Annotated in this window: 8 protein-coding genes; 3 read left to right on the top strand and 5 right to left on the bottom strand. The window is 45.0% G+C overall.

The window, feature by feature from the left end; translation table 11 throughout:
• Window positions 1-170: 170 nt before the first annotated feature.
• The 4 genes from ACTQ53_RS14425 to ACTQ53_RS14410 all read right to left on the bottom strand — a co-directional run bounded on the left by ACTQ53_RS14425 (window position 171) and on the right by ACTQ53_RS14410 (window position 4,907).
• The gene (locus ACTQ53_RS14425) at window positions 171-1,172 is read right to left on the bottom strand and encodes a hypothetical protein (protein WP_441933735.1); all 1,002 of its coding nucleotides are present in this window, start codon (window positions 1,170-1,172) and stop codon (window positions 171-173) included.
• Window positions 1,173-1,262: 90 nt separating this feature from the next.
• Window positions 1,263-2,966 (bottom strand): acyl-CoA dehydrogenase family protein, encoded by a 1,704-nt coding sequence (locus ACTQ53_RS14420; protein WP_441933733.1) that lies wholly within the window; start codon window positions 2,964-2,966, stop codon window positions 1,263-1,265.
• A 35-nt stretch (window positions 2,967-3,001) separates the two neighbouring features.
• Entirely contained in the window at window positions 3,002-4,024 is a 1,023-nt protein-coding gene (locus ACTQ53_RS14415) for an electron transfer flavoprotein subunit alpha/FixB family protein (protein WP_154482077.1), read from the bottom strand.
• A 13-nt stretch (window positions 4,025-4,037) separates the two neighbouring features.
• Window positions 4,038-4,907, bottom strand: coding sequence for an electron transfer flavoprotein subunit beta/FixA family protein (locus tag ACTQ53_RS14410; RefSeq protein WP_006847063.1), 870 nt, complete (start codon window positions 4,905-4,907; stop codon window positions 4,038-4,040).
• A 360-nt stretch (window positions 4,908-5,267) separates the two neighbouring features.
• Between ACTQ53_RS14410 and ACTQ53_RS14405 the strand changes: the two genes are divergently transcribed.
• Window positions 5,268-6,434, top strand: a complete 1,167-nt coding sequence (locus ACTQ53_RS14405) for an adenylyltransferase/cytidyltransferase family protein (RefSeq protein WP_295347358.1) — start codon at window positions 5,268-5,270, stop codon at window positions 6,432-6,434.
• A 137-nt stretch (window positions 6,435-6,571) separates the two neighbouring features.
• Here the strand turns inward: ACTQ53_RS14405 and ACTQ53_RS14400 are convergent, their stop codons facing one another.
• Window positions 6,572-7,174: a riboflavin synthase gene (locus tag ACTQ53_RS14400; RefSeq protein ID WP_294972355.1), complete on the bottom strand. Its 603-nt coding sequence runs from the start codon at window positions 7,172-7,174 to the stop codon at window positions 6,572-6,574.
• 201 nt (window positions 7,175-7,375) lie between these two features.
• Here ACTQ53_RS14400 and ACTQ53_RS14395 point away from each other — a divergent pair, with 201 nt between their 5' ends.
• Both ACTQ53_RS14395 and pepI read left to right on the top strand, forming a co-directional pair.
• Entirely contained in the window at window positions 7,376-8,560 is a 1,185-nt protein-coding gene (locus ACTQ53_RS14395) for a PDDEXK nuclease domain-containing protein (RefSeq protein ID WP_294972357.1), read from the top strand.
• A gap of 54 nt (window positions 8,561-8,614) precedes the next feature.
• Entirely contained in the window at window positions 8,615-9,502 is an 888-nt protein-coding gene (pepI, locus tag ACTQ53_RS14390) for a proline iminopeptidase (RefSeq protein ID WP_441933729.1), read from the top strand.
• Window positions 9,503-9,663: the final 161 nt, after the last annotated feature.

The raw sequence follows: 9,663 nt of genomic DNA, 5'->3' as shown, positions 1-9,663 counted from the left end.
TACGCAACTGCTGAGCTGCTTTCTTGTAATCAATTTCTAAGTTGTCCATAATATAAAAACTGTGTTAAACTACTTTTATTGTAGCTTGACACAGTTTAGTTTACACTCTCACGAGGAAGAATAAGGTTTTCTGTTCTTCCTCGTTAATGAAATGTTAATTATATATCAAACTATTTGGTTGTAATATTCTGTCTTAAATTATTGTACTGTTTTATAGTAAGGGTATTGTAGAAATATTTGCCGCAGCATTCCTCTATATGATAATAGTCTAAGATGCTTTCAATATCTGCCCAGATTTTGTTTTTTTTGTCTTTGTTAGAAAAAATGTGCTCGTAGTAATCGTTAATGAGGAAGTTGATATGGTTAGTTTTTGAGTACATTTTTATAGCTTTTGTTTTATCTGCTTTTATTTGTTGGTCATTTTTTCTCGAGAAATCTACTTCATCAGAACTGCGTCCATTACACGAATAATAATTTTGATCATTGCACAAAGGGAGTAGTGATCTTATATATGGATCTGTGGATTCTATACTTCTTTTCTCTTCCATAAAATAATGGTCATCTCTTCCTGGGCGGCTCTGAAACCAAGCGGATTGCGTAACGCTATAAGTTTGTAATTCTTTTTCTATTTCGAAATTTTGAACATATGTGTGAATTTTTAAAACCTTATCTTCTCTTTCTTTTTGAGAAGGTATATTGTCAACTTCAAATTCCTTTAATGCCAAAAAATACTCAAGAAGAGCATTTTCTTCTGCTGTGAGTACTTTCTCAAGATATATTATTGCTTCTTGTTTTTTTGTTGGATAATATAAGCATTTAAATCCCTTTTCCATTTGTATAAATGGAGAGAAAGTTTGTATTTCATTATCTAGAGAACCATTGATGAGTTTAAATGATGATAATTCCTTTATTTCTAAAGCATGCTCATAATCGTTGCTATTTACTAGGTATACAACAAAAGTCTTTTCCTTTAGTTGAAATCCACGTTCTTTTTCAAAATAGCTCAATATCGGAAATCCCATTTTTATCATGGTGCTTCCCCGAATTTCTGAGCAAGAATAGCCTACTACAATACCAAAAGTATCATGCTCATTGCATTGTAACACAATACCAATATGTAAAACTTTAGAATCTCTACTGCTTGCGGAAATTATATTAATATGTTGTTTCATACTTTATGTATATTGAAAAACTATAGATGTAAAAATAGGAGATAAGCTACTATATTTTTACAACTTATCTCCTATTATCTTATAAATGTCTTATGCCTTGAAGCTCTCCAAGTCTTCTGCCTTGAAGTTCTGGATGTATGCTGAATGGCCGAGAACTTCCTCCTCTGCCATGCGAACATATACGTTGGCACTCTTGGCAAACATCTCTGGTGCCTTGGTAGCATCATCGAGGATGAGGAGAGACATTACGATGTCGCCAGTCATGTTGTAGAGACGGCGAGCCAGGAAGTCGTGAATTGCCTGATCGTTAGCTTCCTTCACCTTGTTGATGGCTGCCTCGTAAAGATCTACGAGCTTGGCAACACGCTCCTTCAATGGCTTCAAGTCATATGATACCTCGCTCTCCAACATCTCCTTAATGATGCTGAGATAAGTACCGTTGGTGATGTAGCGGATAGCTGCAACAACCTGAAGCTGGGTGGTACCCTCGTAAATAGAGAAGATGCGGGCGTCGCGGAACAGGCGCTGGCACTTGTACTCCATGATGAAACCAGAACCACCGTGGATGCTGATGGCATCGTATGCATTCTGGTTAGCATACTCTGAGTTCATACCCTTAGCCAATGGTGTGAATGCATCAGCCAAGCGGGTGTATTTCTTCATCTCCTGACGTTCCTCTGGAGTGAGCTTAGTGTCGCGGGCGATGTCTTCCAAAGCCTTGTAGATATCTACGTAGCGAGCGCAGCAGTAGAGGAGTGAACGGCCTGCATCCAACTTAGCCTTCATTCTTGAAAGCATGTCATAAACGGCTGGGAAGTTGATGATTTTCTCACCAAACTGAGCACGCTCCTTGGCATAGGCCAAACCCTCATTGTAAGCCTCCTGCTCAACACCCACACTCTGAGCTGCAATACCCAGACGGGCACCGTTCATCAGAGCCATCACGTACTTAATCAAACCGAGACGGGTGTTACCGCAAAGCTCTGCCTTGGCATTCTTGTAAACCAACTCGCAGGTAGGAGAACCGTGAATACCCAACTTGTGCTCGATGTGACGAACGGTTACGCCGCCATCACGCTTGTCGTAGATGAACATAGAAAGACCACGACCGTCCTTGGTGCCTTCCTCTGAACGAGCCAGAACCAGGTGGATGTCTGAGTCACCATTGGTGATGAAACGCTTCACACCATTCAGACGCCATGTGCCGTCCTCATCCTGTGTAGCCTTCAGCATCACGCGCTGCAAGTCAGAACCTGCATCAGGCTCAGTCAAGTCCATACTCATGGTCTCGCCAGCGCAGATGCGAGGAATGTACTTCTGGCGCTGCTCCTCAGAACCGAACTCATAAAGAGTATCGATACAGCTCTGGAGCGACCAGATGTTCTGGAAACCTGCATCAGCTGCAGCGATAATCTCTGAAGCCATAGAGAAGATGGCGTTAGGCAGGTTCAAGCCGCCGTAACGACGAGGCATTGACAAGCCCCAGAGGCCAGCCTTGCGGGTAGCATCGAGGTTCTCGAATGTCTTGCTGGCATAAATCATGCGGCCGTTCTCCAGGTGTGGACCTTCGAGGTCAACATCCTCAGAGTTTGGTTCGATGATGTTAGCAGCTACATCGCCGGTAATATCCAGCAATCGCTTGTAGTTCTCGATAGCATCCTCGTAGTTGACAGGAGCATCTTCAAACTGGTCTTTTTCAGCGTAGTTGCGCTCCTTCAAGTCAACAACACGCTTCATCAATGGGTGATTGAGATGAAATTCAATCTCAGGGTGATCACTATAGTAATTAGCCATTTTGCTTTTCTTATTTAAATAATGTGTAATGCAGATTACTTAGAATTCTGCTTGTAGTACTTGATGAGCTTAGGAACCACATCCTCAACATTGCCGTTGATAACGTAGTCGGCAATCTTGTTGATTGGAGCATCTGGGTCGTTGTTTACAGAGATGATGATGCCTGAATCCTGCATACCGGCGATGTGCTGAATCTGACCAGAGATTCCGCAGGCGATATATACCTTAGGATGAACGGTAACACCAGTCTGACCAATCTGACGGTCGTGATCTACCCAACCTGCATCTACTGCAGCACGGGAAGCACCTACCTCACCATGGAGGAGATGAGCCAATTCGAAGAGCTGGTCGAAACCTTCCTTGCTTCCTACGCCATAACCGCCGGCTACGACGATGGCAGAACCCTTCAGGTTGTGCTTGGCAGCCTCTACGTGGTGGTCGAGTACCTTTACTACGAAGTCCTCAGCAGGAACATACTTGCTTACCTCAGGGTAAACTACTTCCTTCTTGCACTCACCCTCGTAGATGCTCTTCTGCATCACACCAGAGCGGACTGTAGCCATCTGTGGACGGTGGTCTGGGTTTACGATAGTAGCCACGATGTTACCACCGAAGGCAGGACGAATCTGATAGAGCAGACCCTCGTAGTGCTTGCCGCTCTTCTTGTCGTCGTAATCACCGATTTCAAGCTCTGTACAGTCGGCGGTAAGACCGCTGGTCAATGAAGAAGAAACACGAGGACCGAGGTCGCGACCGATAACGGTAGCACCCATCAGTGCAATCTGAGGCTTCTCCTCCTTGAAGAGGTTGACGAGAATGTCTGTATGAGGAGCTGAAGTATATGGGAACAATCCCTCAGCATCGAAAACAAATAATTTATCTACACCATAAGGGAGAATCTGATCCTCTACCTTGCCCTTGATGCCGGTACCAGCTACGATGGCATGGAGCTCTACGCCCTGCTGGTTAGCGAGCTTACGACCCTTGGTGAGCAATTCCTGAGATACTTCGGCAACGGTTGTGCCTTCTACCTCGCAATATACAAATACGTTGTTCATTGTCTTTTCAAAATTATCCGATAATACTTTCGTTCAACAATTCCTTCATCAGTCCGTCGATGTCTTCATCGCTGCTGGTCAAGGTCTTGCTTTCCTTAGCCTGGAACACGATGTTCTTCACGGCCTTCACCTTGGTAGGTGAACCGCTCAAACCGCACTGTGCAGGGTCGCCGTCAACATCGGCAACACTCCACTGGTTCAGAGTCAAGTAAGGGCGCTCTTCATAGAGGTTGGCCCAAGGCTCATCACCCTTGCGCTCCATAGGGCAGGTAGCGTATTTATATTTCATTACGAGCTTCACGTTGCAAGGGCGACATGGAGCAGCACTTCCGTTTACGGTGATAACCAATGGCAATGGAGCCTCAACAGTCTCCACACCACCATCAATGAGGCGGCGTATAGTAGCCTTGCCATCCTCTACCTTGAGGATTTCCTCAGCATAAGTAACCTGGTTCAAGCCCAGCTTCTGAGCCACCTGCGGACCTACCTGGGCTGTATCACCATCGATAGCCTGGCGACCACCGATCACGATGTCAACGTCACCAATCTTCTGGATTCCGGTAGCAAGGGCATAGGAAGTAGCCAATGTATCAGCACCGGCAAAGAGACGGTCGGTGAGCAACCAACCCGTATCTGCACCACGATAAAGACCCTGGCGGATGATTTCTCCAGCACGTGGAGGACCCATGGTCAAAATTCCAACTGTAGAACCTGGATTCTGCTCCTTCAAGCGGAGAGCCTGCTCCAATGCGTTCAAATCTTCAGGATTGAAGATAGCAGGAAGGGCAGCACGGTTTACGGTGCCTTCAGCTGTCATCGCATCCTTACCCACATTTCTTGTGTCAGGTACTTGCTTGGCAAGTACTACGATTTTTAAACTCATATCAATTAATGGTTATTGTTAAATTTTTCCTAAGTTTGTTAGTGCTTGATTCTCAAGATGTCTGTTTTCGAGTTCATAGTCAGACGGTAATCTGTCCGAAACAGGACTTTCAAATGTCCATATTGGGTCAAAACACAGCCGCAAAAGTAACACTTTTTTGCGTGTTACCCAAATATTTCGTTAGAAAAATGCACAAAATAGGATGGTTTGTGCGCAAAATGGAATATTTGTGCAGGTTTTTCTTGGAAGAATGAAAGAAAAGTTGTAGTTTTGTAGGCAAAAGATTCATGTCTTGGAAACTGAGGGACAGAAGTCTTGGAAACAAAAAGAATAAATCTAAGAAAAGTAGCTTAAATAATAATGAAGAAAGTTTTTGTAAGTGGTTGCTATGACTTGCTGCATAGCGGTCACGTTGAGTTTTTCCGCCAGGCGTCTCAGTATGGCGACTTATACGTAGGTATAGGTTCCGACCAGACGATTCTCGGCTACAAGCATCATAAGACGTTCTATCCCGAGCAGGAGCGCCTTTTCATGGTGAAGTCTATTAAATATGTAAAGGATGCCTTTATCAACCAGGGTGATGGCATTATGGATTTTATTCCGACGGTGGATTTTGTGAAGCCTGACATCTTCGTGGTGAATGCAGACGGCAGCAGCGAAACCAAGCGCAGGTTCTGCGAGGAGCGAGGCATTGAGTATGTTGTGTTGCAGCGCACGCCTGCCGAGGGCCTGAAGGCACGTTCCAGCACCGACATCAAGGATTCCACCTGCCAGCTTCCTACCCGTCTTGATTTGGCAGGTACCTGGATAGACCAGCCTTACGTCAGCTGCCATGCTCCGGGCTGGGCGATAACCATGTCGCTGATTCCTACCTTCGAGGTGCGTGAGCGTTGTGGTCTTTCCACTTCTACCCGCAACATGATCAAGAAGATCTGGCCGGTGAAGTTGCCTGATATGAATCCGGAGATTCTTGCCAAGCTGGTGTTCTGTTTCGAGAACGATCCTGAGCGCAACGATGGCATTGTGAGCGGGGCACAGGATTCCATAGGGATCTGTATGCCTGGACTGGTGCGTCATTATTATGACAACCGTTTCTGGCCGGATAAGTTCGAGACCTGTCTTGACGAGGACGTTCTCACCTGGGTGGAGAGTCATGTCTGCATGATTCCGATGGAGCCACGCTGTCCGGGCTGTTCCGTGGTAGAAGGCAAGGACATTACCGAGCCAAAGGTGAAGAATCTTGCCAAGGCTGCCGATGACTGTTGGAATGCCATTCTCCGGAAGGATTTCTCAGCCTTTGCCTCTGCCTTCAAGGCGTCGTTTGATGCTCAGGTAGCCATGTTCCCAGCCATGATTCAGGGTTGCGTTCAGGGCTTCATAGATGAGTATTCCGTCCTTCCTGAGGTTCATGCATGGAAGATGCCGGGAGCTGGTGGCGGAGGCTATCTGGTACTGGTTGTTGATGATGTGAAGGCATTTGCCGAAAAGCATCCGGAGACTATTGATTTGACGATTAGAAGAAAGTAGCGAGGGCGGTTGAACCATCTGCCCTGTGTATAGATTAGGCACGGATTACACGGATTTTCCTTTAAATTATAAATGCGCTTTTTGCATTATCGTCTAAAATCTCCGTGTAATCCGTGCCTAAAATCTGCTACACCCTCTTATTCGAAGCTTTTCAGTCTTGCAATATATTTGCCGAGAATATCGAATTCGATGTTCACCACGGTTCCCACTTCGATGTTGCAGAAGTTGGTGTTCTCTCGTGTATAAGGAATGATGGCAACGGTGAAGGTGTTGTCGGTAGGCTCGCAGACGGTGAGCGAAACGCCGTTCACGGTCACGCTGCCTTTGTCGACCGTGAAATAGCCTTTTCTTGCCATTTCCTTATTGAGCTTATATTCGAAAGTAAAATAAGTAGAGCCATCAGCGTCTTTCATTGCGATACATTTGGCAGTCTCGTCCACGTGTCCCTGTACGATATGACCATCCAGACGGCCGTTCATCACCATAGAGCGCTCTACGTTCACCTTGTCGCCCACCTTGAGCAGACCCAGATTACTGCGGTCCAGGGTTTCCTTCATGGCAGTAACGGTATACGTGCCATCTTTTATTTCCACTACGGTGAGGCACACACCATTATGAGCCACACTTTGGTCGATACCGAGTTCATCAACGAAAGAGCACTTCAACGTAAAGTCGATGTTCTCCTTATCATGCTTGATAGCTACTACGGTAGCCATTTCTTCTACGATTCCACTAAACATATATTCTATTTTTATTTGGTTTCATTATTATTTAGAATGCAAAGATATTGCATTAGCTAGAAACAGCCAAATTATTTAAGTTCTTTTGATAAAATAAGCAAGATATATTTGTTTAATTGCCATATTTTTTATATTTTTGCACATTATAATATATGCACATGATAAATGTGATATACATGTCTTTCCAAAACTCCACCGAATATGAAGAATAATGAAACCCAAATGTCGCAAAACAATGACTTCGATGGTCTTGTAGCCCATATTCAGCAAACGCAAGATGTATTGCAGAACAATGCTCGCTTAGTGATTAATCGCCACGTCACAGCCAAGGCTTGGTTGACGGGCTATTATATTGTGGAGTATGAGCAGAAGGGAGCTGATAGAGCTAAGTATGGTGAGCAACTTTTGAAGAAGTTGGCAGAGAAGTTGAAAGACAAGAAGACTTTCAGCTATAGAAGCCTAAATATTTATCGAAAGTTTTATTTGACCTATCCTGCGTTGAATGACCAAATTAAGCATTTTGTTTTGTCTTTGCCGTCAATTGTGCAGACAGTGTCTGCACAATTCCAACTGTCTGTTAGTCAGAATGTAGGAAAAATGCAGACGGTGTCTGCCAAATTGCCAATAGCGACGTTGGTTGATAAAGAAATACAGACAAAGCCTGAATTGTTATTCAATAAAATGTCCTTTTCGCATCTGTCGCTATTGCTTTCTATTACTGACCCTCTGGAGCGTGCTTTCTACGAGACGATGGCAATTCGTGGCACTTGGAGTGTTAGAGAATTGCAACGCCAGATTGATTCCAACTATTATTTCCGCAGTGGATGGAGTCAAAAGCCTGAAGCGTTGGCGAAGTTGGTGGAAGGCAAGGCTGAGACAGATACGCTCGCCCTTGACATCAAGTCGCCATTTACCTTTGAATTTTTGGGTTTACAAGCCAAGGATGTAGTGGAAGAGTCTGACTTGGAGACAGCCCTCATCACCCATCTTCAAGACTTTATCTTGGAGCTTGGTATGGGCTTCTGTTTTGAGGAGCGTCAGAAGAAAATGTTGATTGACGACCGCTATTTCAAGGCAGACCTTGTCTTCTATCATAGGATATTGAAACGCCATGTCATCATCGAATTGAAAGCGAATCGTTTGAACTATGCCGATGCCGCCCAACTCCACCTGTATCTTGCTTACTATCGAAAGAATATCATGCTGCCAGATGATAACCCACCAATCGGTATTCTCCTTTGCTCGGAAGTAGGACAGGAAATGGCAGAGTATTCTTTGCTTGATTTGGATGAGAGTGTGTTTATCTCCAAGTATCAACTCAATGTGCCTTCAAAGGAACGAATGACAGAGTTCTTGCGTAAGGAAAATGAGGGACTATATAATTAGGAGCAGCAAAATTAGATAACACAGTTTAGGTAACAATAAAAACATTTGAAGACAATGGAAATCAAGGAAGGATATATGCCCTTCATGGGCTATCAAACATATTATCGTATCGTAGGTAAAACAGAGGAGGGCAAGAGCCCTATCATCCTCTTGCATGGTGGACCAGGCAGTACCCACAACTATTTCGAGCTATTGGATAGGGTAGCGGAATCAGGTAGAGCTGTCATCATGTACGACCAGTTGGGCTGTGGCAACTCATTTGTGGAGGGATATCCCGAACTCTGGACTCCTGAGACTTGGCTCAACGAACTCTGTGTGCTCATCGACTATCTCCACATCGACCATTTTCATCTCTTGGGACAGTCGTGGGGTGGCATGCTCGCCATCATCTATCTGATAGAGAAGCAAGCAAAGGGCGTGAAGTCTGCCATCCTCAGCAGCACTCTTTCGAGCAGCAAGCTTTGGGCAAGTGAGCAACATCGCATGATTAAGTTTATGTCGGAGGAAGACCAGCGTGCCATCGCTGAGGCTGAGGCGAAGGATGACTTTTCGAGCGAGGCGTATGCCAAGGCGAATGAACACTTCATGCTCCTGCATTGTGCCGGTGAGGTGACGGAGGATAGTCCAGAGTGTCTTCGCCGGAAGAAGCGTGCTGGTGCTGAGGCTTATCTCCATGGTTGGGGACCAAATGAATACACCCCGACTGGCACGCTTCATGATTATGATTACACCGACCGCCTTGGCGAGATACAAGTGCCATGCTTGGTGATGAGTGGCACCAACGATCTCTGCACTCCTTTGGTAGCAAAGACACTTTATGATGGTATCCAAGATTCCAAGTGGCATCTCTTCGTAGGAGCCCGCCACATGCCATTTGTCGAGCAAAACGATGAATATTGCAAGGTGTTGGAAGAATGGATGGAGGAGAAAGAGGGAAAGTGATTTGGCACTTTCCCCTTTTATTTCATGATTCCATTGTCAGTATCAGAGAGGTTGACTCTCTTTTTGTCCAATTGATTGGATGAAATCAATGGAAAAAGTGCTGATAGTGGTGCCAAAAGTCGTTTTTTAAAGCACTTTTGGCACCACTATCGGCACTTTTA

Source organism: Prevotella sp. Sow4_E9_plate (genome assembly GCF_052116205.1).
GTDB lineage: Bacteria > Bacteroidota > Bacteroidia > Bacteroidales > Bacteroidaceae > Prevotella.
Note: the sequence above shows the minus strand (reverse complement) of the source record. Positions and strands in the feature narration are given on the sequence as shown.

Bases quoted from the DNA above. Each gene is read 5' to 3' on its own strand.
- ACTQ53_RS14425 (WP_441933735.1), bottom strand. From the start codon at position 1,172: ATGAAACAACATATTAATATAATTTCCGCAAGCAGTAGAGATTCTAAA.
- ACTQ53_RS14420 (WP_441933733.1), bottom strand. From the start codon at position 2,966: ATGGCTAATTACTATAGTGATCACCCTGAGATTGAATTTCATCTCAAT.
- ACTQ53_RS14415 (WP_154482077.1), bottom strand. From the start codon at position 4,024: ATGAACAACGTATTTGTATATTGCGAGGTAGAAGGCACAACCGTTGCC.
- ACTQ53_RS14410 (WP_006847063.1), bottom strand. From the start codon at position 4,907: ATGAGTTTAAAAATCGTAGTACTTGCCAAGCAAGTACCTGACACAAGA.
- ACTQ53_RS14405 (WP_295347358.1), top strand. From the start codon at position 5,268: ATGAAGAAAGTTTTTGTAAGTGGTTGCTATGACTTGCTGCATAGCGGT.
- ACTQ53_RS14400 (WP_294972355.1), bottom strand. From the start codon at position 7,174: ATGTTTAGTGGAATCGTAGAAGAAATGGCTACCGTAGTAGCTATCAAG.
- ACTQ53_RS14395 (WP_294972357.1), top strand. From the start codon at position 7,376: ATGAAGAATAATGAAACCCAAATGTCGCAAAACAATGACTTCGATGGT.
- pepI (WP_441933729.1), top strand. From the start codon at position 8,615: ATGGAAATCAAGGAAGGATATATGCCCTTCATGGGCTATCAAACATAT.